Here is a 25,207-nt window from a genome sequence, read left to right on the forward strand (position 1 = left end):
TTCCCATCACTGCATGATGAAGCTGGTGAAATAGACCGCGTCCACGCCCGGGCGCCCGATCTTTTCCTTCAGCACGCGCTGGATCTCGGCCAGTGCGGCGGCCTGGAGCTTCTGCTTGCCCTTCACGTCGGACAGCGACTTCATGTCCTGGGCCGAGAACAGCATCAGCAACGCGTTGCGGATCTCCGGGTCGGCCTGCCTGGCGGCGGCGATCGCTTCCGGATCGTGCGACATCACATTCACGCCCACCTGGAGGAAACGCAGCGCCGCCTCGTCCTGGAAGTTGACCACGAAGGCGGGATCGAGCTGGAGATAGACCGCCGGCTTCGACCTGGCCGCCTCGGCGGCATCTTCACCCGGCTTGCCATGGCCGCCTTTCAGCATGAACCAGCCACCGGCGCCACCGGCGGCCAGGACGACGAGCGCGCCGATGAGGAGCAGGCTGCCCTTCTTCTTTTTGCTGGGAGTCCCTTCGGCTTCTTTCGGTGCTGCGGCCATGCGTGAAAAACCTCTCGATACGGAATGCTGTGACGATGACGCCCTGGGACGTACCGTCAATGATGCGGGTGTTGCAAACGGCGTGCCATCCGGACGAGCCGTCTTTCAAACCGATACAGGGCGCCGTGGTGCGATTCGCCGGGCGGCGCCCCTCATAATCAGGTCGACAATTTGACGCTCGTCGGCTTTACGTCGACAGCGCGTCAGGCGACTTCATCGACCAGTCCGCGGGAAACGCGCGAGGTGACCGCCGTGGCGGCGACACCGGTCGCCTCGGTGTCGTTGGCCTGACCCGCCGTGCCCTGCCCCCCGTTCTCGCCACCGTGTTCCGCCTGGCGCTGGCCGACATCGGCCTGTCCCAGCGAAAGACCGTGATGGGCGAGCATGCTGTCCAACTGCGACAGCGTCTGCTGGACAGCGTGTACCGCCGCCGGGTGCTGCGCCAGGATCGCGACGTTGACCTTGCCGCCCTCCAGGCTGACACGTACATCCATGCTGCCGAGTTCTTCCGGGTGAAGCTTGATCCGGGCCTCCTTGACCTGCCCGGAGCCCATCCATGCGACCTGCTCGCCGAGTTCCTGGGCGAACTGCGGCGAGGTGGCCGGCTGCGTGGCCTGCACCTGCACGGCGGGCACGCCGCCCTGGTCGAGTCCTTGCGCATGTGCGAGGGGCATGGGACTGACGGCATCGGCGGCCGGCGAAGCATCGTCCTTCACCGCCGGAGCATCGCCCGATGCCGCCAGCAGCGAAGCGAACGGCGAGGCGATGGCGGCGGCCACGCCGCCACCGAAGGAGCCCGCCGGAGCGGCGGCACCGAGCGGAGCCTGGGCGCCGTCCTTCAGCGCGGCCGCTTCATCCATCGCCGCTTCCGTTCCCGGCAAGGCACCGGCCAATGCGGCGGCCGAACCGAGCGCCTCGCCAGCGACGGCCGCTCCATCCTTCAGCGTACCGAGCGCCTTCGTCGCCACGTCGGTCACCTTCGGCGGCACGCCGATCAGCGACAGCATGGTGGCGGCGATCGACGCGTCGTCCGCGGGCTTGTCGTCCTTCTTCGCCGGCGGTTCATCCGTGTCGCGCATGGCGTCCTTCGCGGTGGCGGCCTTCGCCACCGGTGCGGCATCGTCACTTGCCGCGGGTTCCTTCGCCTGCTTGTGCGAATCGCGCGCGCCGGCGTGCGCGGCGTCCAGCGCGGCATCGAAGCGCTTCGACGGGGGCGTACCGTCCGCGTCACGGCCGGCTGCCGGTGGAACGGCCGGGGCGGCGGGACGGGAAACGTTGACGGTGAGCGTGGCGTTGTTCATACGGATTACTCGTTCACATCGGTCGGCGTGGATGGACGTGGCTGGCGTCGATATTGCGAGCGTTCGTCGGCCTGTTCCTGCTCGCGGCGGTCCTGCGTCTTGCGTTCCTGCTCGCGATATTTCGTGGTGACCGAATCCAGTGCCTTGGCACGGCCACGCGCCTCGGTCCAATCCAGGCGCGCCCGTTCGAGCGCGCGTTCACGGCGCTGCACCTCACCCAGTTGCTGCACGATGGCCATGTCGATCTTCTGCAGGAATTGTTGCCGGTTGAGCAAGGCGCTCACGCCGATGCCATCGGGCATCTCGGCGTACTCGTTCCTGTAGCGACGCAGTTCCGTCAACTGACGCTCCGCATCGGCGAGCGCGTGCTGCTGCACGGCCAGCGCGCGCGTGGCGCCCTCTGCCCGCTCGGTAGCCAGGTCGACGACGGGCTGGAGGCGATCGGCGCGCGAGGCCATCAACCGGCCTCCGTGGTTTCGGCGAGGCCTGCTTCGGCCTCCTGGAGGTTCACCGGCACCTCGGTCTCCTGTTGCAGGAAGGCCGAAAGCCGCGGATAGAGCGCGATGGCTTCGTCGGTACGCGGATCGCTACCTTTCTGGTAGGCGCCCACGGCAATCAGGTCACGCTGCTGGCGATACGCCGAATACACCTGGCGAAAGCGCTGTGCCGACCGCATGTGTTCCTTGCCGACCACGGCGGGCATGACGCGGCTGATCGATGCCTCGATATCGATCGCGGGATAGTGTCCGGCCTCGGCCAGGTCGCGCGACAAGACGATGTGGCCATCCAGGATGGCCCGCGCGGAATCGGCGATCGGATCGTGGCGGTAATCGTCGCCCTCCGTGAGCACGGTATAGAACGCGGTGATCGAGCCGCGCCCTTCCGCGTCGTTGCCTGCCCGCTCGACCAGTGCGGGCAACATCGCGAACACCGACGGCGGGTAACCTTTCGTGGCCGGGGGCTCACCGATGGCCAACGCGATCTCACGCTGCGCCTGGGCGTAACGGGTGAGCGAATCCATGAGCAACAGCACGCGCTTGCCCTGGTCGCGGAAGTGCTCCGCGACGGCGGTGGCCACCTGCGCGCCACGCAGGCGCGACAGCGGCGGGGCATCCGCCGGTGCGGCGACGACGACGGCGCGACGGCGGCCTTCCTCGCCCAGCGTATGGTCGACGAACTCCTTCACCTCGCGGCCGCGTTCGCCGATCAGGCCCACCACGACGACATCGGCGTTGGTGAAGCGGGTCATCATTCCCATCAAGGTCGACTTGCCGACGCCCGAGCCGGCGAACAGGCCGATACGTTGACCGCGGCCCACCGTGAGCAGGGCGTTGATCGCCCGCACGCCGGTATCCAGGGGGGTGTCGATCGGCTGGCGGAGCATGGGATTGATCGGATCGCGACGCAACGGCGCGCGTTCGCGCGCGAGCAAGGGACCCTGCCCGTCCAGCGGAACGCCATCCGGCCCGATCACCCGGCCAAGCAGCGAATCGCCCACCGGAATACCCGAGACCGAGGCCACCGGGATGACCCGCGCGTTCGGCAACACGCCGTGCATTTCGCCCGTGGGCATCAATAACAGGCGTCCGTCCGAAAACCCGACCACCTCGGTTTCCAGCTGCTTGCCGTCGGCGCCCGCGACCATGCAACGGGCACCGACCGGCGCCTCGCAACCCACCGCCTCGAGCGTCAGCCCGACGACACGGCGCAGCTTGCCTTCGGCCTGCAACGGACGCACGTGCTCGGCGCTGGCACGCTGGGCCGCCAGCGATTCGCGCCAATGCGCGTTGCGCGCGGCGACGTGGTCGGCCGTGCTCATGACGAGGCCGCCCCGTCATCGATGGAGGTATCGCCCTGCCCCTGCAGCACGCTGTCGACCACGGCCGCGAGACGGGTGCGCACGCGGGCATCGAGTCGCGAGTGCTCGCTTTCGAGGCGTACGTCGCCGCGTTCCAGCGCCGGGTCGTCGACCACCGTGCCTTCGTGGTCCAGTGACGAGCGGTGCTCGCGCACGATGGCGGCGTCGGCCGGGTTCAGGTGGATCTTCAGGTGACGCGTGGCCGCCGGGAGTGCATCGACCGCCTGGCGCACCACATCGAGGATCTTTTCCGGCCGCGTCGCTATCTCGTAGCCCAGCACGCGCTCGGCGATCACCGTGGCCAACATGGCCAGGTCGCCTGCCACGTCGCTATCCAGTTCGGCGAACGGCCTCTCCACCGCCGCGAACAAGGCGTCGAGTCGCGCCACCTGTGCGGCGAGTTCGCGCTTCGCCATCGCGCGGCCTTCGTTCAGGCCCGCATTGAAGCCTTCCTCGCGCGCCTGCCGTTCTATCGCCTCTATCTCCGCGACGGTCGGCCGCTGCGGGCCTTCGTCCGCCGTCTCGTCGCGCGCATTCGACACATCGGGCGCGCCGACGACGGGAAGTTCCCAGCGTTCGAACTGGCCCACGCGCTCGCGTGCGAGGATGGAGGTCAGGCTCATCAGACGAATTCTTCGCCGCCGCCGGCAAGGTTGATCTGGCCCGCGTCAGCGAGACGCCGCGCCGTGGCCAGCACTTCCTTCTGTGCCGCGTCGACCTCGGAAAGACGCACGGGACCCTTGACCTCGAGGTCGTCGCGCAGCATGTCGGCGGCACGCTTGGACATGTTGGAAAAGATCTTTTCTCGGATCGCCGATTCCGCGCCCTTGAGCGCGGTGATGAGGCGCGCCGACGGAACCTCGCGCAACAGCGTCTGCATGCTGCGGTCGTCCAGTTCGGCGAGGTCGTCGAACACGAACATCAGTTCCTCGATGCGTTCACCCAGACCCGAGTCGATGCCGCGGATGGAGGCCATCAGCTCGGCTTCGCGCGAGGTTTCCATCGCGTTGAGGATATCGGCCGCCGCCTTGAGGCCGCCCACGCTCGCCGACTTCAGCTTGTTCGAATTACCCGAGAACTGGCGCTCCATGATCTCGTCCAGTTCGTTCAGGGCGTGCGGCTGCACGCCGTCGAGCGTGGCGATGCGCATCACCACGTCGCTGCGCGTGCGCACGGGAAGGTAACCGATCACTTCCGCCGCCTGGTCGGACTCGAGGTGGGCCAGCACCAGCGCGATGATCTGCGGGTGCTCCTGGCCGATCATCTCGGCGATGGCCCGGCTTTCCATCCATTTCAACGATTCCAGGCCCTTGCTGCTTCGGCCCAGGAGGATACGGTCGATGAGGCCACCGGCCTTGTTTTCGCCCAATGCGTTGACCAGGATGCGGCGGATGTATTCCTCGGTACCGACCCCGATCGACGTGTGCTGGCCGACGTCTTCCTGGAGTTTCGTGAGGACCAGGTCCACCTGTTCCTTGGTCACGTTCTTCAACGCGGCCATCGCCGTGCCCACGGCTTGCACGTCGCGCGCGCCGAGGTGTTTCAGGATGGACGCCGCGTCTTCCTCACCCAGGGTGAGAAGCAGGATCGCCGCTTTTTGCGCGCCCGTCAGGGCCTCTTTCTGTTCAGCCGCCATCGTCGGACACCCAGCTCTTCACGACTTGCGCCACCTGTTTCGGATTTTCGGCGGCCATGCGCTTGGCAAGGCCCACCTTCTGTTCGTAGGCCAGCAACGCGGGCGAGCCGAGTTGGGCGTGGGACGTACTGACACGGTCGGGCGTCATGTCGTCGTCATCGACCATCACCGAGACACTCGGCATCGGTCCCGCCAGCGCGACGTTGTTCATGGCCAGCGGGGTGGGCTTCAACAGTCCCTTGAGGATCGGACGCAGGACGAAGAACCCCACCAGCAGCGCGATCATCACGCCCAGGCCCTGCTTGATCAGGTCGAGCATGCCCGGGCGCTCCCAGAAAGGCGCGCTGACCGGCGCTTCTTCCGCGGTGGCGCCATGGAACGGTTCGTTGATCACGCTGACACTGTCGCCGCGCTCGGTGCTGAAGCCCACGGCGTTCTTGGTGAGTTCGGTCAGGCGCGACAGTTCCTCCGGCGTGAACGGCACGCTCTTGGTCTTGCCGTCCTTGTCGGGCATCTGCTTGTTGTCGACCACCACGGCGACCGAGAGGCGCGCGACCTTGCCCGCCGGATCGGTGACATGGCTTACCGTGCGGTCGAGTTCGTAATTGCGCGTGGCGCTCTGTGTCTGCTGCGTCGGCGTCTGCGCGGTCTGCGTGGCTGACGCCTGCGTCCCGGGCTTGGCGCCACCCGCGGCGGGATTGGCCGCCGTCGCGTTGGCGCCGGTGTTCGGCGGCTGGTTGCTCAACGCGCCCGGTACGCCGCCGTTGTTCGCCGGCTCGGTGCGCGTGTCGCTGTTGGTCTGCTCGCTGCGCAGCGCCGGATTGTCGTGGTTGAAGGTCTCGCTGGCTTTCTCGGTCTGCGAGAAGTCGAGGTCGGCGAAGACCTGGGCGCGCACCTTGCCCGCGCCCACGAGCGGGGTGAGCAGGTCTTCGACGCGCTGCGTGTACGTGGCTTCGATGCGATTGGACAGGCGAAGCCGGCTGTCGCCGATGGCCGAGGCGCTGTCCGGATCGCTCACGGTGAGAAGGTTGCCACCCTGGTCGATCACCGAAACCTGGCGGGTATCGAGGTCGGGCACGCTGGCGGCGATGAGGTGGACGATGGCGGCCACCTGGCCCTGGTCGAGTTGCCGGCCCGGATACAAGGTGACGACCACCGAGGCGCTGGCCGGCTTGTTGTCGCGAATGAAGGCGGACGGCTTGGGCAAGGCCAGGTGGACGCGCGCCGCGCGCACGGATTGCAGGCCGGCGATCGTATTGGACAGGTCGTTCTCGAGCAGCGACTGGTAGCGCGAACGTTCTGCCATGTCACTCATGCCGAACGGCGAATCGGCCTGCGGAACGGCGCTGGCGGCGCTGCCCTGCGGCAGTCCCTGGCCAGCGAGCTTGAGGCGGACGCCGGCGACATCGGCGGCAGGCACGAAGATCGAGCTGCCGTCCGAACTCAGCGTATAAGGCGTGTTGCCTGCCTGCAGCGCCTGGGTGACGGCGGCGGCATCCTTCTGCTCCAGGCCGCCGTAGAGCAGCCCGTAGTTCGGCGCACGCGACCACATCACCGCGGCGATGCCGATGGCGACGGCACCGGCGATACCGGCCAGCATGAAGATCTGCCGCGCCGCGGGCGTCTGCGCCAGCGACTTCAGCGAGTCCATGCGTGACGCGTTATGGCTGTCCGTGGTGGCTACGCCGTTATCTGCCATGGTTCGACTCGAATCCTGTCATTGCGCTCATGCCGAATCAGATCGACATGTTCATGATTTCTTTGTAGGCATCGACCATCTTGTTGCGCACTTCGGTCATCGCGCGGAACGAGAGATCGGCTTTCTGCCCCTGGATCATCACCTGGGCGAGATCGACGCCCGGATCGCCGCGCTCGAATGCCGTCGCCATTTTTCTGGCTTTGTCCTGGCTCTGCGCCACGCCGTCGATCGATTGCTTGAGCAGGTCGCCGAACGAACCCTTCGCCGCTGGGGCGGCTTCGCCTACGCCGCGCAGGGCGGGCATCTCGGTCTGCGCACTGATACGGCGCATCTGGAGCAGGAGGCTGTTGACGTCGATCGTGGTCATGACGGTTTTCCAACGCGTTATCGGCTTTGCGTCACCCGATGCACGACCTGTGCCAAGCGTCGAGGGATCAGCCGGCCTGGACCGTCTCGGACAAGCCGTACTTACGCAATTTCTCGACCAGCGTGGTGCGCTGGACACGGAGCAGCTTGGCCGCGTGGGCGACGACGCCGTTGGCGGAGTTCAACGCCTGGCGGATCAGGCCGATCTCGATGCCGGCAAGGTGATCCTTGAGGTCCAGGCCACCCTGGGGCAGGACCGAAGGGTCGCCTTCGCCGGCATAGCCGAAGGTCTCGGCGATTTCCGGCCCGGCTTCCATCATCGCGATGAGCGCCGCGCCCGATACTTCCTCGACCGGCAGGACACCCCGGTACTTCTCCGGAAGGTCGGCCGCGCGTACCTCGCCGTGCGGCATGAGAATGGCCATCCGCTCGACCAGGTTCGACAATTCGCGCACGTTGCCCGGCCAGCCGTAGCGGCACAGGGCGCCCATGGCGCTCGGCGAGAAGCGGATCGACGATAGCCCGCGATGGACCAGGCGCTGGTTGAATTCGGAGATCAGTGCCGGCAGGTCTTCGAGGCGCTGGCGCAACGGCGGCATCTCCAGCGGGAACACGCTCAGGCGATAGAAGAGGTCTTCGCGGAAGCCGCCGCGCTCGATGGCGTCCTCGAGGTCGCGGTGGGTGGCGGCGATGATGCGCACGTCGCAACGCTGCGGACGATTCCCGCCCACCCGCTCGAACACGCGCTCCTGCAACACGCGCAGCAGCTTCACCTGCATCGGCAGGCTCATGTCGCCGATCTCGTCCAGGAAGAGCGTGCCGCCCTCGGCCATTTCGAAACGGCCCTTGCGGGTGCTGATCGCGCCGGTGAAGGCGCCCTTCTCGTGGCCGAACAATTCGCTTTCGAGCAGCTCGGCGGGGATCGCACCGCAGTTGATGGCGACGAAGGGCTTGTCGCGGCGCGGCGAACAATCGTGGATGGTGCGGGCGACCAGCTCCTTGCCGCTGCCGGACTCACCCAGCACCAGCACGCTGGAATCGAATGGAGCGACCTGGCGAATCAGCGCGTTCACGCGCTGCATCGGACCGGACTGGCCGACGAAGCGGCGGCTGGACGGCATCGGTTCCATGCGCGACTGCAGGGCGCGCAAGGCTTCGGACAGGCGCTCGTAACGCAGCGGCATGTCCACCAGTTCCACATGCTGGCTGCGCACGTCATCGGCGATCAGCGAAGTGGCCAGCGGGGAATCCGCCGCGACCAGCAGCGGCAGTTGGCGGCCGCCACGCCCGAGCAAGGAAAGGTAGCCTTCCAGTTCGTTCTCGTCGTCCACCATGCCCACATAGGCACCGCGCCAGTTTTCCGATGCTTCGGCCAACTGCATCTGCTTGGCCAGCACCGGACGGTAGCCGAGGAAGGCCAGCGCGGAAACGATGCTGTCGGCGCGGGCGGTGTCGGATTCGACAACGAGAAAATTGGAAGACTTCACCTGGAGTACCTCGCATGACGTGTGGTCGAAGGTCTGGAAACGGTTCCGCGATGGAATTCCGTCGACCTCGTTGCAAGGTATCAATCAAAGAGCGTGCCAACGTCGGAAATCCGGCGCACGACGGCTGAAATGCATGTGCTACCGCGACCCTTCCGGATGTACGCGGAATCCCTTTCGATCACTGCCGGACGAGCGGGAGGGCGCCTGGTGTCAATCGTGACGACAGGCGTCACGAATGTGACGCGGGACGCCACGCGACGTTTGGACGTCACGTGACGTAAAAGGTCACATCGCGTCCGCGGCGCCTTCCGCAGGGCGGGCCTGGGCCCGTGCTTCGGCGATCTGCCGCCGGTGCTGGCGGAAAACCAGCCGCTCCAGGCCATCCCGCACGGCTTCGGACAAGCCCTCGAAACCGATGAATCCCTTGCCGTCCTGCGGGCCGGCCAAGCGTACGCCGGGTAGTTCCAGAGGCAGCGCGCGACATACGTCGAAATGGATCTTGAGCAGGACAGGCTGGCCTACGGGTGGCAAACCGTGCAAGGGCAGTACGGCACCGGCCGCGTTGAAACGCAGCGGCATGCGTGGCGGCAAGCCCGACTGGGGAAGCAGGAGCCGGTTCACGATCTCCATCAGGACATTGAGCTTGGCGTCGAGCCGGGCCACTTCCTGGGAAAGCGGGCTGTCGTCCTCGACGGGATCGCTGCGGCGATCCATGAGCGCCGACACCGCGACCAGGACGCTGGCGTTGCGGTCGTTGATGAGGGACAGCGCGGCGGCGTCCGGCCGCTCGACGGCATCGCAAGTGGCGTGGAACGCCGCGTCCCAGGCGACGCGATCGGAGAATGCCTGCCAGTCTTCGCCGCTCATCCGCCCCACCCCCTGCCGAAGATCAACGCTCAGAAGGAACTATACGCGGCCACGGCCCGGCGTACCCGGCGGGAAGCGTCCCACGCGACGGAAACCTCGTCGCGGGCCACGGAGACGAGATCCTTGATGAGGCCGTCGAGCAACATGATGGACTTCAACGACTCCAGGGTTTCCGGCGCGGGACGCATGCTGCCGCCCCTGAGGACGGGCTCGCGCTCGGCCTCCAGTTCCGCCAGCTCGTCCCAACGTCCTTCGCTGGCCGCGGCATGCATGGCCTCGGTCAGGCCAAGGGCGCGGTCGAGGTCGCACCAGACGACGCCGGTCACGCGCCCACTCCGGCGGGTTGACGGGCCTCGACGGGAATCGCGATCCAGCTCTCGCGGATCTGCCCGAGCAGGCGAGTCACCTCGTCCAGGGCGTCCGCATCGTCGTGCAGGTTGGCGTGCAAGAGGCGGCGGCTCATGTAGTCGTACAGGCTATCCAGTTGCCCCACCAGCGGCGACTTCACCTCGTGGTTCAGGGCCGACTGCAACGCGCCGACGATTTCGATGGCCTTCGAGATGGCCTCGCCTTTGCCGGCCACATTCCCGGTCACCATGTGTCCGAGGGCGAAGCGGATCTTCTCCAGCGCACCGTCCATCAGCATGGTGATAAGGCCGTGCGGGTCGGCGGTTTCGATGCCGCCTTGCGTACGGACCTGCTTGTAGGCGCCTGCGCCCTGGGAATATCCGAGTGCCATGAGTCTTTTCCTGGAGAAGCCGTCAGCTCTTGCTGGTGGTCAACGCGTCGAACTGCTGCTGGAGGAAGCTGCTGGTGTTGCTGAGCTTGGTCATCATCGTGTCGAGCGCCGTGTACTGCTTGGTCAGGCGGTCGGAATAGGCCTTCATCGTGACGTTGAAGTCCGTTTGCTGCTGGGTGAGATCCTTGGCCTTCTTGTTCAGGTTGGCCGTGCGCTGGGTCAGGATGCCGCTGGACGAGGTCCAGCTGGTGATCAGCTTGTCCAGCCTGGGCGCGATGCCATCGCTGCCGCTGATCAGGCCCTGGGTTTCCTTGGGATTGGTCGCGAGCGCCTTGATCAGCTTGGTCGAATCGAACTTCAACGTGCCGTCGATCTGGAAAGCCACGCCGAGGTCGCTGAGCGATTTCGGGCCGGCGCCGGTGCCGGTGGACTGCGAGCCGACCAGGGAGGTGATCTGGCTCTTGATCGAACTCAGCGTGGCGTCGCCGATGAGGGCGCCGACCTGCTGATTGGTCGCGTCGTACTTGGTCAGCGTCTGGTAGGTGGAAACGAAGGCGTTGTAGGCCGCGACGAAGGAGGTGATGGCCGTGGACACCGCGGTGGGGTCGTTGGCGATGGTGACAGTGCTGGTACCCGTCTTGGACAAGGCGAGGGTGACGCCATCGATGGCGGTGGCCACGGTGTTCGACGGGCTCGTGGCAGGAAGACCATCGATCGTGAACTCCGCGTCCTGCGCCTTGACCGTCGCGGAATCCGTCGACGGATCGAAGTTCAACTGCGACAGGTTACCGTCACCACCGCTGGAACTCACCGTGAAGGCGTTGGCCGCGCCGGTGGAGGTGGACGTCAGTACGAGGTGCGCGCCATCGGTACCCGTGACGATGCTGGCGGTAACGCCGGGATTGTCCGAAGCCTTGTTGATGGCATCGCGGATGTTCTCAAGCGAATTCGCGCCGGATGCGACGTTCAGGCTCATCGACTTTCCGCCGATGGCGATCGTGAGCGTGCCGGTGCCCACCTGGGTCTTGCTGGTGGCAAAGGCCGTCGAGGTGGTTTTCTGCGAGGTGGCCAGCTTGCCGACGACGATGTTGTACGTGTTCGGCTGGGCATCCGCGTCCGCGGTGGCGGAAAGGATCGTCGAGTCACCGACGGAGGTCTTCTGCGTCGTGAACGCGCTACCGTCCGTCAGTGCCTTCATCGCGTTCTGCAAGCTCGTCAGCGACGAGGTGAAGTTGCCGATCGCGGAAATCTGGGTGGTGTTCGCGCTTACCTGGGCAGCCAGGGAGCTGTCCGTCGCCGCGCGCTTGTTGTTCGTCAGGTTGGTGACGATGCTGGCGACGTCGATGGAACTGGAACCGAGGGTGATGGGATTGGTGGCCATGAAGCTCTCCTGGAGGACGCCTCACTGCCCTGGGCGCCAATTTGTCGGCGGCTGGCTCCCTTTCGAGCGCCAACCGCCGACAACTAAGCAATTACCCTGCCAATCCCGGCCTTGGCCGGGGCTGGCGGTGTGACGCCTGTTACTGGAGCAGCTTGGAGACGATCTGCTGGGCCTGGTTCGCCTGGGCGAGGACCGAGACGCCGGCCTGCTGCAGGATCTGGGCCGAGGACATGTTCGCCGTTTCCTGGGCGAAGTCGGCGTCCGTGATGGCGGACTTCGACGAGGTCAGGTTCTGCGAGATGTTCTGCAGGTTGGAGATCGTCGACTCGAAGCGGTTCTGCACCGCACCGAGGTCCGAACGGAGGTCAGAGACCGACTGCAGGGCCGCATCGATGCGGTTGATCGTCTGGTTGGCGCCGTCGACCGTCTTGACCGAGGAGTTGGCCAGGGTGTCGGTCGTGGAGACCGCCAGCGTACCGGCGGTCAGGCCAGCGTCGGCCGGAGCCGTGCCACCCACCGTGATCGCCTTCGCCGAAGCGAACTTCACCGCGCCGTCGGAACCGACGTAGGCATTGATGCCCTGGCCCGACTTGGCGTTGATGGCGTCGGCCAGGTCCTGCGCCGAGTTGTACGTGCCGGCGAGGTCGAACGAGGCGTTGTCACCGACCTGCAGGGTGACGGCGCCGGCGGCGAGCGTGACCGGAACCTTGTCGCCGACGCTGACGCCAGCGGTCGAAGAAGTGGTGCCGAAGATCGACGCATTGGCGCCGCCGATGACCGGAGCCGTCGCGGTGTTGCCCGTGGCCGTGCTGGTGAACTCGATGCGGCCGGTCGTGGCGTTGACCGAAGCCGTGGCCGTGGCGCCAGCGCCCAGCTGCGTGTTGATTTCGGCGGCGACGCCAGCGGCATCCGTCAGGTTCGTGGTCAGGCTGACCGCGGTGCCGTTGACGGTGAAGTTGGCAGGCACGGTCGAGAAGTCGGCGGTGGCCAGGGCCTGGCCGGCCGTGGTGACGGCGCCCGAGGCGGCGGTGGCCGTGAACGCCAGCGCGGCGGAACCGGAGGCCAGCTGGCCGACCTGGTTGGCCTTCATGCCCTGGTTCAGGCCGACGGTGATCACTTCACCGACGTTGGCACCGACCTGGAAGCTGAGCGAGTTGGCCGAACCGTCGAGGACCTTCATGCCGTTGAAGTTGGTCTGCGTGGCGATACGCGTGACTTCCGCCAGGCGCTGCTGGACTTCGGCGTCGAGCGCGGCGCGGTCGCTGTCCGAGTTGGAGGCGTTGGTCGACTGGACGGCCAGTTCGCGGATGCGCTGCAGGTTGTTCGTGACTTCATCCAGCGCCGATTCGGTCGTCTGCGACAGCGAGATGCCGTCGTTGGCGTTCTGCACGGCGCGGTTCAGGCCGTTGATCTGCGTGGTGAAGCGGGTGGAGATGGCGAGGCCGGCGGCGTCGTCCTTCGCGCTGTTGATGCGCATACCGGAAGACAGGCGCTCGATGGCCGACGACAGCTTCGTCTGCGAGGTGCTCAGGTTACGCTGAGCATTCAGCGACATGATGTTGGTGTTGATGGTCAGAGCCATGGGATTGATCCTTTGTAAGCGGAACCGAAATGCCGGAGGTTGTGCGGCGTAGTCCGGCGGGGTTCCGTTAGGGAAGCCTTCCGCCTCAGAGAGGTTTACGGCACGCCGGGAAGAAACTTGAGAACTTTTTCTACCTGTCAACCACTTTCTTGATCAGCACCCGCCAATGACGCCTCGCCGGCCGCTGTCAGGGTTCCTTATCGGCACGTCCGGCCCCGGGTTTAGGCCTCGTTGCAAGAAAAAAAGGCGGCCTTGCGGCCGCCTCCCATGCATTGCAACGGGATTGACGCGTTTCTTATTTGAGGTAGTTGAACAAGCTCAGGTTCTGCATCTTCACGTACGACTGCTGCGCGGCGTCCAACGCGGATTGCTGCTGGGTGAACTTGCTGATGGCGCTGGCGTAATCGAGGTCCTGCAGGTCGGAGAGCGTGCTGGCGTACTGTAACTTCACGTCCGCGCCGATCTGCGTCTGCTGGTCGAGCGTGTTCATGCGCGCACCGATCTTCGTGCGCGTATCGAGGAAGCTGGTGGCGGCCTGGTCCAGGTTCTGCAACTGCGCGTTGATCTGGTTGTTCATCGCCGCGCCGCCACCCGGTGCTTCGAAGGCGTTGATGATGCCGGCCACCGAGGAGAAGACGTCTTGCGAGGACGAGGGGCCCACGGCGAAGGTGTCGCCCGTGGCGGGATTGCCCGTGACATTGAGTTGCGCACCCTTGAAAGCGATGGTGCCGGTATCGCCCGTGTACGTTCCCGTGGAGATGACCGTATTGGTGGGGTCGTTGACGTCGCGGATCTCGTAGTCGGTGGGCGAGGTGAAGGTGATGCTGTAGCTGCCGCCGTCCCAGGCGCTCGCATCGGTGACCGAAGTGGCGCCCACCACGGCCGTGCCGGTATTGGTGGCACCCGCGCTGGTGACGAAGGTCCCGTTGCCGCCGCGGATCGACATGAAGACATCGGCGCCGTTGTCGCCGGTGGCGACCTGCAGGCCCGCCGCCGCGGCGACCATGCGCTGGCCCTGGTCACCGCCATAGCTCACGTCGAGGCCGTCGATGGTGAAGGGCTGGGTGGTGGTACGGTTGCCCGCGAAGATGTATTCGCCCTGCCCGTCCTTCGTATTGCCCAGCGCGACCAGCTGTTGCAGCGTCTGTCGCAACTCCGTCGCGATCGATTGCCTCGATTCGTCCGTCTGCGTGCCATTCATGCCTTCCAGCGTGAGCGAACGAATGCGATCGAGGATATCGCCCGCCGACGAAAGCGCCTGCTCTTCGACGGACAGGCGGGTGGTGGCCGATTGGATATTGCGTGTGTATTGGTCGTTCTGCGCACTGGCGGAATTGGTGTCGACGGCGCGCGCGGCGGCCGCGGGGTTGTCCGCGGGTGTCTGGATCGCCTTGCCGTTGCCCAGCGCGAGCTGGGTCTGCGACATCTGGTACTGCCTGTCGAGCATCGAATCGACGGCTTGCTGCTGGCCCCAGGAAGTGGAAATACGCATGGTCGTCAGCCCCGCACGGCGGTCATAAGGGAGTCGAAGATGGTGTTCGCCGCGTTGATCACCTGGGCGGATGCCGCATAGGCCTGCTGAAACCGCAGGAGGTTGGCCGCTTCTTCGTCCATGTTCACTCCGGAAAGGCTCTGCTGCGATGCCATGGCCTGGTCGAGGATGCTCTGCTGGGCGTCGAGCGCGGTGTTCGCCTGCGCGCCCGCCGTGCCCACCTGGGCGATCAGCTGGCTATAGGACTTGCCCACCGTGGTGACGCCGTTGTCGAGGACGCCCTTGTTGGCGACGTTCGCGAGCGCAAGCGCATTGCCGTTGTCACCGCTGGCGGAACCCGCCGGCTTCACGGTGAACGTATCGTTAGCGGCAGGGACACCGGAAAGCTTGAGCGTCCACCCGTTGCCTGTGATGGTGTCTCCATCCGCATAGGTTTGCGGAGCCCCGCCATTGACGGTGTACGTGGTCGGCGAGGTGAAGACGATGTCGACCGGGGTGTTGAACGCCGGATCGGCGACATTGGTCACCGTGAGTGCGCCCAGGGTGGCCTTGCCGGTATTGCCGGAAGCCTTGGTCGCGGCCAACGGACCCGATGCGGCGATCTTGCTGGTATCGCTGATCGCCACGCTCATGGTGGACGCGGCGTTGCGCGTCGGCTGGATCTGGAAGCTGTCACCGGCCTGTGGCGTGCCGCTCGGCACCGAGATCGCGAGCCCGTCGATGAGGATGGGATCTCCCGCGGCACCCGTGCCCGTCGAAGGCACGGTGACACCGGCCGTCGTCGTCACCGACCAGCCGGTTCCGTTGTAACGCATGATGTAGTCGGCGCCGCCGAGCTTGCCCACGTCGGTCACGGTCGCCGTGACCTGGGCGTTGCCCGTATTGCCCGTGCTGTTGAACACCGCCGGATCGCCGATGGTGAAGAAGTCCCCGCCCGCGTCGCCGTTGAGGTCGATGCCCTGCGCATGCTGCTTGTTGAACGCGTCGGTGAGGGCGATGGCCGCACGGCCGAGCTGGTTGCGCGCCGGATCGAGCACGTTCGTGCGGAAATCGAATGTCGCGCCGAGCGATCCCGAACCGAGCTGACCACTGATGATGGAACCGCCCGGCCCGACCACTTCCATGCGCGATGAATCGTAAGGGTTGGCGGCAGTGCTCAACTTGGTCGCATCGGTGCCGTTGACCAGGGGCTGGCCGTTGCCGACCGACACCGTGACCATGTGGTCGCTGCCCTGGGTGACGTTCACCCCCACCACCTGCGACAGCTGCGAGATCGCCTGGTCACGCGCGTCGAGCAGGTCGTTGGGCGCGGCGCCGCCCGCGTAGGCTTTCTGGATCTGTCCATTGAGGTCGGCGATGCTTCGCGCCAGGCTGTTGATGCTGTCGACCGAGTTGCTGATTTCCTGGTTGGTCTGCTGGTCGATCTGCTGGAACTGCGACGACAGCGAGCGGAACGTGGAAACCAGGGTGCTCGCCTTGCCGATCAAGGCCTGGCGACTCGCGGTGTCGACCGGAGCGTTGGCCAGGTCGCTCACCGCGCCGAAGAAGCCGTCGAGCGCGCTCTGCAGGTTGGCCGAGCCGCTGACCGCGTTGTTCACCGAAGCAGTGAGGCTGGCATATTGCGTGGCTCGGCTCTGGCCGGAATTCGCCGACCACACCGACTGGGTGAGGAACTGGCTATAGGCGCGCTGGACGCTTACCGCATCGGCGCCCTGCCCCACGTAGTAGCCGCCGTTGTACTGCGGCGCACGCGCATTGAACGTGGTCGTCTGCCGGGTATAGCCCGCCGTGTTGACGTTGCTGATGTTGTGGCCGACGGTGGACAGGCCGACTTGCGATGCAAGCAGCCCGGAGACGCCGGTGGAGAGCAGGTCGGCCATCGCTGTTATTCCTTGTGATCTTTCATGGGCCCGTGTCTTACAGGTCCGCGGCAATGTGCTTCAGCGCGTCGAGCGCCTGCTTCATCACCGGGCCGTTGGCGATATCGGTGAGCTTCTGCGCATAGCTCGGGTCGGTGGCGTAGCCGCCCTTGACGAGGGCATGCGCGAAGCCGGCCACGTCGTCGCCACGCCCCACGGCCGCCGCATAGCGCGGACTGTTGGCGACCAGGTCGGCATAGTCCTCGAACGAGTCTGCCGGCGAGTCGTAGGCGCGGAAGCTGTCTTTCCGGCGCACGGCCACGCCGTCCTCGTATTCGAGCGTCGGCACGTTCACCCGCTTGCCATCCCAGCTGCTGCCCGCCTTGATGCCGAACATGTTGAAACTGGTGGTGCCACCTTGGGCCGGGAGATGCTTGCCCCAGCCCGTTTCCAGGGCGGCTTGCGCCAGCAGCGCGCGCACGGAGACACCGAGCTTCTTCGCCGCCTCGATGGCGTGCGGCGCGAGCTTCTGCACGAAGTCCTCCGGACCGGAGATGGACAGCTTGCCGACCGCGCCCGCCACGGCGTTCGCTCCATCGCCCACGGCCGTCCCCGCACGGCCGAGCATGCGCTCCAGCGAATCCATGAGGCCGCTGTCCTGGTCGGAAGGCGACGAGACGGCGGCGGCGGTGCTGGCGTCGCCGGTGACGCCGGCAAACAGGTCGTTCGAGGACGCGTCCTTCGCCTGGCTGCCGCCCAGCTGGCGGATGAGCATGTCGGCGATACCGATGCCCCTGCCCTGCGACAGCGTGAGCGACAACTGGTGATCGAACATGTCCCGATAGGCGTCGACCGCTTGCGAGCCCATGATGTCGTCACCCATCGCGGCACTGGCGTCACGCATGGACTTCAGCATCATCTGGGTGAAGATGGACTCGAACTGCCTGGCGACGGTCGGCAGGGCCGCCTTGGAATCCTTTTGCGCGGCCGACCGCAGTCCGGCGAACGCGGACATGTCCGTGTAAGTGCCGAGCCTCTGGGTGTCGACGGCGGCGGCCATCAGATCACCACCAGTTCCGCGTGCAACGCGCCGGACTGTTTCAGCGCCTGCAGGATCGAAATGAGGTCACTCGGCGACGCACCCACCTGGTTCACGGCACGCACGATGGCATCCAGGCTGGTGCCCGGGCCGAACTTGAACATGTGACCGCCTTCCTCGCTCACCGCCACCTGGCTGCTGGGTACCACGGCGGTCTGGCCACGGCTGAAAGCGCCGGGCTGGCTGACCTGCGGTTGCTCGCTGATGGTGACCTGGATGGAACCGTGCGCGACCGCGGCGGCGCCCACCTTCACGTCGGAACCGATCACGACCGTGCCGGTACGCGAGTTGACGATGATCCGCGCCGGAGCGTCGCCCGGGGTCACTTCCAGGGCCTGGATGGTGGACAGCCACGACACGCGCTGCGAGGGGTCCAGCGGCGCGCGCACGGCGACCGAAGCCGAATCGATGGCGTTGGCCGTACCCGCGCCGAAGCTCTGGTTCACCGCCTGGGCGATGCGGGAGGCGGTCGTGAAGTCGGCCGTGTTGAGGTTGAGCATGAGGTCGCCGCCCTTGTCGAAGGACGAGGCGACGCTGCGCTCGATACTCGCGCCACCGGGAATACGGCCGCTGGCGGAGATGTTCACCTGCACGCTGGAGCCACTCTTGCCTTGGGCACTGACACCGCCCACGACGACGCTACCCTGGGCGATGGCATACACCTGGCCGTCCGCGCCCTTCAGCGGTGACATCAGCAGTTCGCCGCCGCGGATGCTCTTGGCGTTGCCGATCGAGGCCACCGTCACGTCGATGCGTTGGCCGGGCTTGGCGAACGGCGGCAGTTCGGCCGTGATCGTCACGGCCGCGGCGTTCTTCAGCTGCGGACGGACGTTGGAAGGCACGTTGACGCCGAACTGCTGCAGCATGTTCTCCAGGCTCTGCGTCGTGAACGGTGCCTGGCTGGTCTGGTCGCCACTGCCGTCGAGGCCGACGACGAGCCCATAACCGATCAACTGGTTGCTGCGCACGCCGCCCACCTGCACGAGGTCGCGGATGCGATCGGCCTGCACGGGCAGCACGACGCCCAGGGCCAGCACGGCGGCGGCGCTGCGAAGGAGCATGCGGAGGCGATGCGCGGTCTTCATCAGAACGGCATCCACTTCGAATCGAAGAAGCGCGACAGCCACCCACGCGTGTTCGCATCGGCCAGCGTGCCCTTGCCCACGTACTCGATGCGTGCGTCGGCCACGCGGCTGGAGGCGACGATGTTGTCGTTGCCGATGTCCTGCGGACGCACGATGCCGGAGATACGCACCAGTTCCTCGCCCTGGTTGATCGTCAGCCACTTCTCGCCACGAACCACCAGCGCGCCGTTGGAAAGACGCTGCGCCACGGTGACGGTGATCTCGCCGGTTAGCTGGTTGCTCTGCTCGCTGGAGCCGTCGCCGGCGAACGCGTTGCTGCTGGAGAGGGAGCTGTCGGCGGCCTTGCCACCGATCCGCAGGCCCTGGCCGAGCAGGGTCGGCGACGAGATGGTGTTGCCGTTCTTCTTGTTCGTGCTGGTCGCGGCCTTCTTGCTGGCCTGCGTGGACTCGACCAGGGTGATGGTCAGGATGTCGCCGATGCGATGCGCACGCGGGTCGGCGAACAGTTCCATCGACTGCTGGTCGGCGTAGATGGAACCCGTGGCCTGCGGCTGCGCCGCCGGCTCGACGGGAAGCGTCGCCGTGTACATCGGCTTGGGCGTGGGCGGGACGATGGCGCAGCCGCCGAGCATTGCGAGCGGCACGGTGGCGACGAGAAGGCGGACGAGGGAACGGTTCATGACGTTTCTCAGGTCTTGTTGGAGATGAACTGGAGCATCTGGTCCGCCGCGGAGATCGCCTTCGAGTTCATCTCGTAGGCGCGCTGCGTCTCGATCATGTTCACCATTTCCTCGACCACGTTGACGTTCGAGGTTTCCAGGGAGTTCTGTTCGATGGTGCCGAGGCCGTTGAGGCCTGCCGTACCCGTCTGCGGCGCGCCGCTGGCGGCCGTCTCCAGGTAGAGGTTGTCGCCACGCGGTTCGAGGCCCGCCGGATTGACGAAATCGGCGAGCTGGATCGTGCCGATCTGCTGCGACGTGGCGTTGGCGGCCGTGGTCACGCTGACCGTGCCGTCCGTGCCGATGCTGATGGTCTTCGCATTCGCGGGAATGGTGATCGCAGGCTCCAGCGGGTAGCCGTCGTTGGTGACGATCTGGCCGTCCTGGTCCTGCTTGAGCGCACCGTCCCGCGTATAGCCGACGGTGCCGTCGGGCAGGGTCACCTGCAGGAAGCCACGGCCTTCGATGCGCATGTCCAGTGGATTGTCCGACTGCTGCACGCCGCCCTGCTCGAACATCTTCTGCGTGCCGACCACGCGCACGCCCGTGCCGAGCATGAAGCCGGTGGGGGACTGGGTCTGTTCGGTCGTCTGCGCACCGGCCTGGCCGCGGTTCTGGTAGGACAGGTCCTCGAACTCGGCACGCGAACGCTTGAACGCGGTCGTGTTGGTGTTGGCCAGGTTGTTCGATACGACATCCATGCGCGTCTGCTGCGCATCGAGGCCGGTCTTGGCGATCCAGAGGGACGTGAACATCGTTGACTCCTGCGCGCGGGCGCTTTACATGCCGGCGACGGTTTTGCGTCGCCCGGCGGTGGTTACCCCACCTGTAGCAATTTCGATGCCGACTGGGCGTTGTCGTCGGCGGTCTTGATCGAGCGGACCTGCATTTCGAACTCGCGGGACAGCGAGATCATCTTCACCAGCACGTCGGAAGGATTGACGTTGCTGGATTCCAGCGCGCCGGCATCGACACGCACGTTGGCATCGGCAGGCGCCTGGGTACCGTCCTTCATGTGCATGAGGCCATCGCTGGCGTACGCCAACTGGTCGTTGCCCGGGTTGACCAGCTTGATCCGGTCGGTGGTGGCGACGGTGGCCGGGGTTTCGCCGAGGGGCACGACCGAAATCGTGCCGTCGGAGCCGATCTTCACACTGGAAGCCTGCGGGATCGTGATCGGGCCACCACCGCCAAGCACGGCGTTGCCACGCATGTCCGTCAACAAACCGTCGGCATCGATGCGCAGGTTTCCCGCACGGGTATAGCCTTCCGTACCGTCCGGCGTCTGCACCGCGATCCAGCCGTCGCCCCGCACCGCGATGTCGAGGTCGTTGCCCGTCTGCATCTGGTTGCCCGCGGTCATGTCCCAACCGGTGCCCTGGGCCACGCCGTTGACGCGGGTCTGCAGGCCGTCGCCCTGCACGGGCAGGCTCTGGAAGGCCGACAGTTCCGCCTTGAATCCAGCGGTGTTGGCGTTCGCGAGGTTGTGTGCCACCTCGGCCTGCGCACGCATGATCTGCGTGGCGCCGGTCATCGCGACATATACGGAGCGGTCCATGGTGGTCCTCGGAAGCCGTCGGGCGCGGGCGCGCTTAGTTGCGGATGTTGATGATGGTCTGGGTCAGCTTGTCGTCGGTCGAGATCACCTGCGCGTTCGCCTGGTAGTTGCGCTGCGCCTTGATCATGTTGACCAGCTGGGCGGTCAGGTCGGCGGTGTTCGACGATTCGAGCGAACCGGCCTGGATCGTGCCGACATCGCCGGAGTTGGCGACGCCACGGATAGGCTGGCCCGATTCCGACGACGGCACCCAGTTGGTGTCGTTGAGCTGGCGAAGGCCCTGGTTGTTCGCGAAGGTGGCGATCGCCAGCTGGCCCAGCGGCGTGGACACGCCATTGGAATAGATGGCCGAGACGGTACCGTCCTTCGCCACGTCGATCTTGGAGAACGTGCCGGCCGCGTAACCGTCGTTGAGCACGGCCGTGGTGGCGAAGGTATTGCCGAACTGCGTGACCTTGTTCATGTCGATGGTCAGGTCCATCGGCGCGGCGCCCGGGTTCGGCGATACCGCGCCGAAATTCAGCTTGCCGCCGTTGGTCGGCACCAGCGCGCCGCCCGAATTGAAGGCCATCTGCTGCGGGGTGCCGACCTGCGTGCCGTCCACCGTCATGCTCACGTTCCACGTGTTCGCCGCGGTCGCGTCCTTCACGTAGTACAGGTTGACCGTGTGCGAAGCACCGAGCGAGTCGTAGGCCTGAAAGGTCGACAGGTTGTTGTAGGTCTGGTCGTTCGTCGGATCGAACGCGCCGCCGGTCGGCGCCGTGGCGTTGGACGGCAGGTTCGCCGTGAGGCCGATGGCGGAGCTGGCCTTGGCCGGGCTGGAGCCGTTGGTGATCTTGAGGTCGGTGAGGCTGCTGATGTCGAAGCCGCCCGCGGCGGTCGGCGGGTAGGCCTGCACGAACTGGCCCGTGGCGTTGACGATGTTGCCGTTCTCGTCGGGATGGAAGTTGCCTGCGCGCGAGTACGAATAACCCGCGCCGTCACGGAGCGTGAAGAAACCCGCGCCGCTGAGGGCGAAATCGTAGGAGTTGCCGGTCTGGGTGACGTTGCCGTCGCCGAACTGCTGGGCGATGTTGGTCAGGCGCACGCCGCTGCCGGCGGCCGTGGCCGAGAGGTTCTCGCCAGCGACGGAATAGACCTGCGAAAACTCGGCGCGCGAGCCCTTGAAGCCGACCGTGTTCACGTTGGCGATGTTGTTGGCGGTGACTTCCAGGTCGGAAGACGCCGCGTTGATGCCGCTGAGGGCGATGTCGAAAGGCATGGTGGGTTTCCTCGCTGGAATTACAGGATTTGTGCGATCTGGCTGAGCAGGGCACCGCCGTAGCCGGCCACCTGCACGTAGGTTCCGTCGGTACCCGAGGCGCCGACGCCTTCCACCTTGCCGCGAACGAAGGTATCGATCGCGGTCCCGCCGGAAGTAGCGGATATCTTGTAGACGCCATCGGCGAGCTGCGTGCCGTCGTCGGACTTGCCGTCCCAGGTGAACGGGACGAGGCCGGCGTCGGGCTGGCCCAGCGATATCGTGCGGACGACGTTCCCGGCCGAATCCTTGACCTGCACGTTCACGTAGGTACCCGACGTACCGACATTGACGGCACCGCCGAACGTGCCGTCGGTGAGCTTGCCGGCCGTGGACGGCACCAGCACCTCCTGGCCCACCAGGGCCGCGGCACGCACGAACTGGTCGCCGCTGAGGTTCGTGGCCAGCGAGTCGAACGACTGCTGAAGTTCCTGCGTGGCGGCCACCTGGGAGAACTGCGCCATCTGGGCCACCATCTGGGTGGAGTCCATGGGCTTGGTCGGGTCCTGGTTGGTCATCTGGGTGACCATCAGCTTGAGGAAATCCGACTGGCTCAGCGTCTGCTGCTGAAGCTGGCCCGAGGAAGACTGGGTGGTGGGCGTTGAGCTGCCGTTGACGGTATCGACTGCCATGGGAATCCTTACTTGCCGAGGTCCAGCGTCTTCTGCATGAGCTGCTTGGCGCTGTTCATGACTTCGACGTTGTTCTGGTAGGAGCGCGACGCGGAGATCATGTTGACCAGCTCGTCGACCGGATTGACGTTGCTCGAATACACATAGCCATTGGCATCGGCGAGCGGGTTGGACGGCTCGAAGCGCGACTGCACCGGCGCCTGGCTTTCGGTGACGCCGAGCGTGCGCACGCCTTCGTTTTCCATTTGCCCGTTCACCTGGCGCTGCACCGCCGAGAACAACGGCTGCTTCGCCCGGTAGGCTCCGGCTTCGCTGCTGGCGAGGCTGTCCGCGTTGGCCATGTTGCTGGCCGTGGTGTTGAGACGCGCCGATTGCGCGGCCATGCCGGAACCGGCGACGTCGAAGATCTTGAGCAGGCTCATGAACTGGACCCTGTGATGGCGAGGCGCATGGTGTGGATCTGCCCGTTGATGAAGCCGAGCGACGCCTGGTAGTGGATGGCGTTGGCGGCGAACTGCGCCTGCTCCACCTGGGTATCGACGGTGTTGCCGTCCATCGTCGGCTGGGTCTCGACGCGGTAAGCGAGCTTCTGCGCATCGGCGAGGGCCATGGCGGGATTGCCGCCGATGTGTCCTGCCTCCGTGGCGGTCATCTGCAGGGTGTTGCCGTCGACGGCGCCGGTGGCGGCGGCCATCACCTTGCGAAAATCGAGATCGCGGGCGAGAAAGCCCGGGGTATCGGCGTTGGCGAGGTTCGAGGAAATCACCTCGGCACGGCTCTGCCACAGGCCAAGGGCCTGGGCGTGAACGCCGAACAGCGCATCGGGTTTGTCGATCATGGGCTCTGCCCTCTCGTGACCTTGGCCCGAGGGGTTGAGCAATTCGCGTGCCACGCGAGGAAGGTGCGGGTGAAACGGCGTCGTGGCGCCGTTTTCAACGATGGGTGGCCGGGTCCGCGCGGTGCCGTGTCGGAATTCCGGCGCCCGCCTGCGTCACATCGCTGACAGGGCGCCGGCCGCCATCAGGCCGGCAACAACTCGAGCACGGCGGTAGCCAGCACGTCAGGCTGGAACTTCGCGATGAAGCGATCGGCGCCGACCCGTTCCACCATCGCCTCGTTGAACACGCCGCTCAGGGAACTGTGCAGCAGGATCTTGAGGTGACGCAGCTGGGTGTCCTCGCGGATGGCGCGGGTGAGTGCGTACCCGTCCATCGCCGGCATCTCGATGTCGGACACCACCAGGGCGATCCGCTCGGCGGCCGGCCCCATCGCCAGGCTGCGCAGCATGTCGAGCCCTTCGCTGCCATCCTTGGCCACCACGCACTCCAGGTCCATCTTGCGGAAGAGTTCGACCAGTTGTGTCCGGGCGACGAGGGAGTCGTCCACCACCAGCACGCGGCGATTCGACGCCTGCTGCACATGGGCGGCCTGCTGCACGCGTTCGGACAATTCCGCCACGCGTGGATCGACGCTGGCCAACACCTGCTCGACGTCGACCACCGCCATCAGGTTGCCGTCCAACCGGGTCACCGCGTTCACACGTGGGCCGTAGCCCAACGCGGCGGGCGGCGCCGCCAGGTTGCCGCCGTCCACGTGGACGATGCGGTCCACGTCGGAGACAAGGAAACCCTGCACCGACCGGTTGAACTCGGTCACGATCAGATGCGCTCCGTCCTCCGCGGCGAGCGATGGGTAGCCCATGGCCGCGGCGAGATCGACCACCGGGATGGTGCTGCCGCGGTAGTCGAAGCTGCCCGCGACGAGCTCGTGCATGCTGGGCATCCGCTCCAGCCGTGGCCGGCGCAGCACCTCGCGCACCTTGAACACGTTGATGCCGAAGGCCTGGCCGTCGCCCAGCCGGAACAGCAGCATCGCCACGCGGTTATGGCCCGCGAGGCGGGTGAAGGTTTCCACGGTATCGAGGAGCGGTCGGGCCATGGGTGCGCGTGCGTCTACGGAAGATGTCGCGGAACGTATCGGCCGGGGGCGGGCGAGCTTGAGGCGCGCCTCATGGCACGACGATTGCTTGGCTCAAGAAGCCGGCCTTCC

At 66.0% G+C, this 25,207-nt stretch carries 26 protein-coding genes; all 26 read right to left on the reverse strand.

Features of this window, described 5'->3' with window-relative positions:
- Nucleotides 1–6: 6 nt before the first annotated feature.
- Nucleotides 7–498, reverse strand: a complete 492-nt coding sequence (locus tag ACR9ZJ_RS03095) for a flagellar basal body-associated FliL family protein (protein WP_481281160.1) — start codon at nt 496–498, stop codon at nt 7–9.
- 203 nt (nt 499–701) lie between these two features.
- Nucleotides 702–1,799 (reverse strand): flagellar hook-length control protein FliK, encoded by a 1,098-nt coding sequence (locus ACR9ZJ_RS03100; protein ID WP_481286851.1) that lies wholly within the window; start codon nt 1,797–1,799, stop codon nt 702–704.
- A 5-nt stretch (nt 1,800–1,804) separates the two neighbouring features.
- Nucleotides 1,805–2,257, reverse strand: coding sequence for a flagellar export protein FliJ (gene fliJ, locus ACR9ZJ_RS03105; RefSeq protein ID WP_481286852.1), 453 nt, complete (start codon nt 2,255–2,257; stop codon nt 1,805–1,807).
- Complete coding sequence (gene fliI, locus ACR9ZJ_RS03110; protein ID WP_481286853.1) at nt 2,257–3,618, reverse strand: flagellar protein export ATPase FliI; 1,362 nt, start codon at nt 3,616–3,618, stop codon at nt 2,257–2,259. Before fliI ends, fliJ begins: the two co-directional genes overlap by 1 nt.
- Nucleotides 3,615–4,280, reverse strand: a complete 666-nt coding sequence (locus tag ACR9ZJ_RS03115) for a flagellar assembly protein FliH (protein ID WP_481286854.1) — start codon at nt 4,278–4,280, stop codon at nt 3,615–3,617. The genes fliI and ACR9ZJ_RS03115 overlap by 4 nt, the downstream gene beginning before the upstream one ends.
- Nucleotides 4,280–5,269 (reverse strand): flagellar motor switch protein FliG, encoded by a 990-nt coding sequence (fliG, locus tag ACR9ZJ_RS03120; protein WP_306852171.1) that lies wholly within the window; start codon nt 5,267–5,269, stop codon nt 4,280–4,282. Before fliG ends, ACR9ZJ_RS03115 begins: the two co-directional genes overlap by 1 nt.
- A gap of 13 nt (nt 5,270–5,282) precedes the next feature.
- Nucleotides 5,283–6,992, reverse strand: a complete 1,710-nt coding sequence (gene fliF / locus ACR9ZJ_RS03125; RefSeq protein WP_481286855.1) for a flagellar basal-body MS-ring/collar protein FliF — start codon at nt 6,990–6,992, stop codon at nt 5,283–5,285.
- 37 nt (nt 6,993–7,029) lie between these two features.
- Nucleotides 7,030–7,359, reverse strand: coding sequence for a flagellar hook-basal body complex protein FliE (fliE, locus tag ACR9ZJ_RS03130; protein ID WP_371022155.1), 330 nt, complete (start codon nt 7,357–7,359; stop codon nt 7,030–7,032).
- 67 nt (nt 7,360–7,426) lie between these two features.
- On the reverse strand, nt 7,427–8,845 hold the full coding sequence (locus ACR9ZJ_RS03135; protein WP_481281166.1) for a sigma-54 dependent transcriptional regulator: 1,419 nt from the start codon (nt 8,843–8,845) through the stop codon (nt 7,427–7,429).
- Between the two features lie 285 nt (nt 8,846–9,130).
- Complete coding sequence (locus ACR9ZJ_RS03140; RefSeq protein WP_481286856.1) at nt 9,131–9,712, reverse strand: PilZ domain-containing protein; 582 nt, start codon at nt 9,710–9,712, stop codon at nt 9,131–9,133.
- Nucleotides 9,713–9,741: 29 nt separating this feature from the next.
- Nucleotides 9,742–10,038: a flagellar protein FliT gene (gene fliT, locus ACR9ZJ_RS03145; protein ID WP_481281168.1), complete on the reverse strand. Its 297-nt coding sequence runs from the start codon at nt 10,036–10,038 to the stop codon at nt 9,742–9,744.
- Nucleotides 10,035–10,451, reverse strand: a complete 417-nt coding sequence (gene fliS, locus ACR9ZJ_RS03150; protein WP_481281169.1) for a flagellar export chaperone FliS — start codon at nt 10,449–10,451, stop codon at nt 10,035–10,037. Before fliS ends, fliT begins: the two co-directional genes overlap by 4 nt.
- Before the next feature lie 22 nt (nt 10,452–10,473).
- Nucleotides 10,474–11,832 carry a flagellar filament capping protein FliD gene (gene fliD / locus ACR9ZJ_RS03155; RefSeq protein ID WP_481286857.1) on the reverse strand — a complete coding sequence of 453 codons (1,359 nt, stop codon included), beginning with the start codon at nt 11,830–11,832 and terminating at the stop codon, nt 10,474–10,476.
- A gap of 139 nt (nt 11,833–11,971) precedes the next feature.
- Nucleotides 11,972–13,414: a flagellin N-terminal helical domain-containing protein gene (locus tag ACR9ZJ_RS03160; protein WP_481286858.1), complete on the reverse strand. Its 1,443-nt coding sequence runs from the start codon at nt 13,412–13,414 to the stop codon at nt 11,972–11,974.
- A 295-nt stretch (nt 13,415–13,709) separates the two neighbouring features.
- Nucleotides 13,710–14,906, reverse strand: coding sequence for a flagellar hook-associated protein FlgL (flgL, locus tag ACR9ZJ_RS03165; RefSeq protein ID WP_481281172.1), 1,197 nt, complete (start codon nt 14,904–14,906; stop codon nt 13,710–13,712).
- Between the two features lie 5 nt (nt 14,907–14,911).
- Nucleotides 14,912–16,786 carry a flagellar hook-associated protein FlgK gene (gene flgK, locus ACR9ZJ_RS03170; protein WP_481286859.1) on the reverse strand — a complete coding sequence of 625 codons (1,875 nt, stop codon included), beginning with the start codon at nt 16,784–16,786 and terminating at the stop codon, nt 14,912–14,914.
- 37 nt (nt 16,787–16,823) lie between these two features.
- Complete coding sequence (gene flgJ / locus ACR9ZJ_RS03175) at nt 16,824–17,825, reverse strand: flagellar assembly peptidoglycan hydrolase FlgJ (RefSeq protein ID WP_481286860.1); 1,002 nt, start codon at nt 17,823–17,825, stop codon at nt 16,824–16,826.
- Entirely contained in the window at nt 17,825–18,925 is a 1,101-nt protein-coding gene (locus ACR9ZJ_RS03180; RefSeq protein ID WP_481286878.1) for a flagellar basal body P-ring protein FlgI, read from the reverse strand. Before ACR9ZJ_RS03180 ends, flgJ begins: the two co-directional genes overlap by 1 nt.
- Nucleotides 18,926–18,948: 23 nt before the next feature.
- A complete protein-coding gene (gene flgH, locus ACR9ZJ_RS03185) occupies nt 18,949–19,629 on the reverse strand; it encodes a flagellar basal body L-ring protein FlgH (RefSeq protein WP_481281175.1) in 681 nt (226 codons plus the stop codon).
- An 8-nt stretch (nt 19,630–19,637) separates the two neighbouring features.
- The gene (flgG, locus tag ACR9ZJ_RS03190) at nt 19,638–20,423 is read right to left on the reverse strand and encodes a flagellar basal-body rod protein FlgG (RefSeq protein ID WP_481281176.1); all 786 of its coding nucleotides are present in this window, start codon (nt 20,421–20,423) and stop codon (nt 19,638–19,640) included.
- A gap of 62 nt (nt 20,424–20,485) precedes the next feature.
- Entirely contained in the window at nt 20,486–21,226 is a 741-nt protein-coding gene (flgF, locus tag ACR9ZJ_RS03195; RefSeq protein WP_481286861.1) for a flagellar basal-body rod protein FlgF, read from the reverse strand.
- Between the two features lie 34 nt (nt 21,227–21,260).
- A complete protein-coding gene (flgE, locus tag ACR9ZJ_RS03200; RefSeq protein ID WP_481281178.1) occupies nt 21,261–22,487 on the reverse strand; it encodes a flagellar hook protein FlgE in 1,227 nt (408 codons plus the stop codon).
- 20 nt (nt 22,488–22,507) lie between these two features.
- Nucleotides 22,508–23,158: a flagellar hook assembly protein FlgD gene (locus ACR9ZJ_RS03205; protein ID WP_481281179.1), complete on the reverse strand. Its 651-nt coding sequence runs from the start codon at nt 23,156–23,158 to the stop codon at nt 22,508–22,510.
- Nucleotides 23,159–23,166: 8 nt separating this feature from the next.
- Nucleotides 23,167–23,580: a flagellar basal body rod protein FlgC gene (flgC, locus tag ACR9ZJ_RS03210; RefSeq protein WP_306851719.1), complete on the reverse strand. Its 414-nt coding sequence runs from the start codon at nt 23,578–23,580 to the stop codon at nt 23,167–23,169.
- Nucleotides 23,577–23,996, reverse strand: a complete 420-nt coding sequence (flgB, locus tag ACR9ZJ_RS03215; protein ID WP_481281180.1) for a flagellar basal body rod protein FlgB — start codon at nt 23,994–23,996, stop codon at nt 23,577–23,579. Before flgB ends, flgC begins: the two co-directional genes overlap by 4 nt.
- A 182-nt stretch (nt 23,997–24,178) precedes the next feature.
- On the reverse strand, nt 24,179–25,096 hold the full coding sequence (locus ACR9ZJ_RS03220) for a chemotaxis protein (protein ID WP_481281181.1): 918 nt from the start codon (nt 25,094–25,096) through the stop codon (nt 24,179–24,181).
- Between the last annotated feature and the right edge of the window lie 111 nt (nt 25,097–25,207).

It is taken from the genome of Luteibacter sp. KNZ12-1A, from assembly GCF_056755675.1.

What these genes read in the sequence shown, in the direction of transcription:
- flgB (WP_481281180.1), bottom strand. Translation starts at nt 23,996, where the DNA reads ATGATCGACAAACCCGATGCGCTGTTCGGCGTTCACGCCCAGGCCCTT.
- ACR9ZJ_RS03220 (WP_481281181.1), bottom strand. Translation starts at nt 25,096, where the DNA reads ATGGCCCGACCGCTCCTCGATACCGTGGAAACCTTCACCCGCCTCGCG.
- ACR9ZJ_RS03180 (WP_481286878.1), bottom strand. Translation starts at nt 18,925, where the DNA reads ATGCTCCTTCGCAGCGCCGCCGCCGTGCTGGCCCTGGGCGTCGTGCTG.
- ACR9ZJ_RS03160 (WP_481286858.1), bottom strand. Translation starts at nt 13,414, where the DNA reads ATGGCTCTGACCATCAACACCAACATCATGTCGCTGAATGCTCAGCGT.
- fliI (WP_481286853.1), bottom strand. Translation starts at nt 3,618, where the DNA reads ATGAGCACGGCCGACCACGTCGCCGCGCGCAACGCGCATTGGCGCGAA.
- flgK (WP_481286859.1), bottom strand. Translation starts at nt 16,786, where the DNA reads ATGGCCGACCTGCTCTCCACCGGCGTCTCCGGGCTGCTTGCATCGCAA.
- ACR9ZJ_RS03205 (WP_481281179.1), bottom strand. Translation starts at nt 23,158, where the DNA reads ATGGCAGTCGATACCGTCAACGGCAGCTCAACGCCCACCACCCAGTCT.
- fliS (WP_481281169.1), bottom strand. Translation starts at nt 10,451, where the DNA reads ATGGCACTCGGATATTCCCAGGGCGCAGGCGCCTACAAGCAGGTCCGT.
- ACR9ZJ_RS03100 (WP_481286851.1), bottom strand. Translation starts at nt 1,799, where the DNA reads ATGAACAACGCCACGCTCACCGTCAACGTTTCCCGTCCCGCCGCCCCG.
- fliF (WP_481286855.1), bottom strand. Translation starts at nt 6,992, where the DNA reads ATGGCAGATAACGGCGTAGCCACCACGGACAGCCATAACGCGTCACGC.
- flgE (WP_481281178.1), bottom strand. Translation starts at nt 22,487, where the DNA reads ATGCCTTTCGACATCGCCCTCAGCGGCATCAACGCGGCGTCTTCCGAC.
- flgG (WP_481281176.1), bottom strand. Translation starts at nt 20,423, where the DNA reads ATGTTCACGTCCCTCTGGATCGCCAAGACCGGCCTCGATGCGCAGCAG.
- flgH (WP_481281175.1), bottom strand. Translation starts at nt 19,629, where the DNA reads ATGAACCGTTCCCTCGTCCGCCTTCTCGTCGCCACCGTGCCGCTCGCA.
- flgF (WP_481286861.1), bottom strand. Translation starts at nt 21,226, where the DNA reads ATGGACCGCTCCGTATATGTCGCGATGACCGGCGCCACGCAGATCATG.
- fliD (WP_481286857.1), bottom strand. Translation starts at nt 11,832, where the DNA reads ATGGCCACCAATCCCATCACCCTCGGTTCCAGTTCCATCGACGTCGCC.
- flgL (WP_481281172.1), bottom strand. Translation starts at nt 14,906, where the DNA reads ATGCGTATTTCCACTTCCTGGGGCCAGCAGCAAGCCGTCGATTCGATG.
- ACR9ZJ_RS03140 (WP_481286856.1), bottom strand. Translation starts at nt 9,712, where the DNA reads ATGAGCGGCGAAGACTGGCAGGCATTCTCCGATCGCGTCGCCTGGGAC.
- fliE (WP_371022155.1), bottom strand. Translation starts at nt 7,359, where the DNA reads ATGACCACGATCGACGTCAACAGCCTCCTGCTCCAGATGCGCCGTATC.
- flgJ (WP_481286860.1), bottom strand. Translation starts at nt 17,825, where the DNA reads ATGGCCGCCGCCGTCGACACCCAGAGGCTCGGCACTTACACGGACATG.
- flgC (WP_306851719.1), bottom strand. Translation starts at nt 23,580, where the DNA reads ATGAGCCTGCTCAAGATCTTCGACGTCGCCGGTTCCGGCATGGCCGCG.
- fliJ (WP_481286852.1), bottom strand. Translation starts at nt 2,257, where the DNA reads ATGGCCTCGCGCGCCGATCGCCTCCAGCCCGTCGTCGACCTGGCTACC.
- ACR9ZJ_RS03095 (WP_481281160.1), bottom strand. Translation starts at nt 498, where the DNA reads ATGGCCGCAGCACCGAAAGAAGCCGAAGGGACTCCCAGCAAAAAGAAG.
- ACR9ZJ_RS03115 (WP_481286854.1), bottom strand. Translation starts at nt 4,280, where the DNA reads ATGAGCCTGACCTCCATCCTCGCACGCGAGCGCGTGGGCCAGTTCGAA.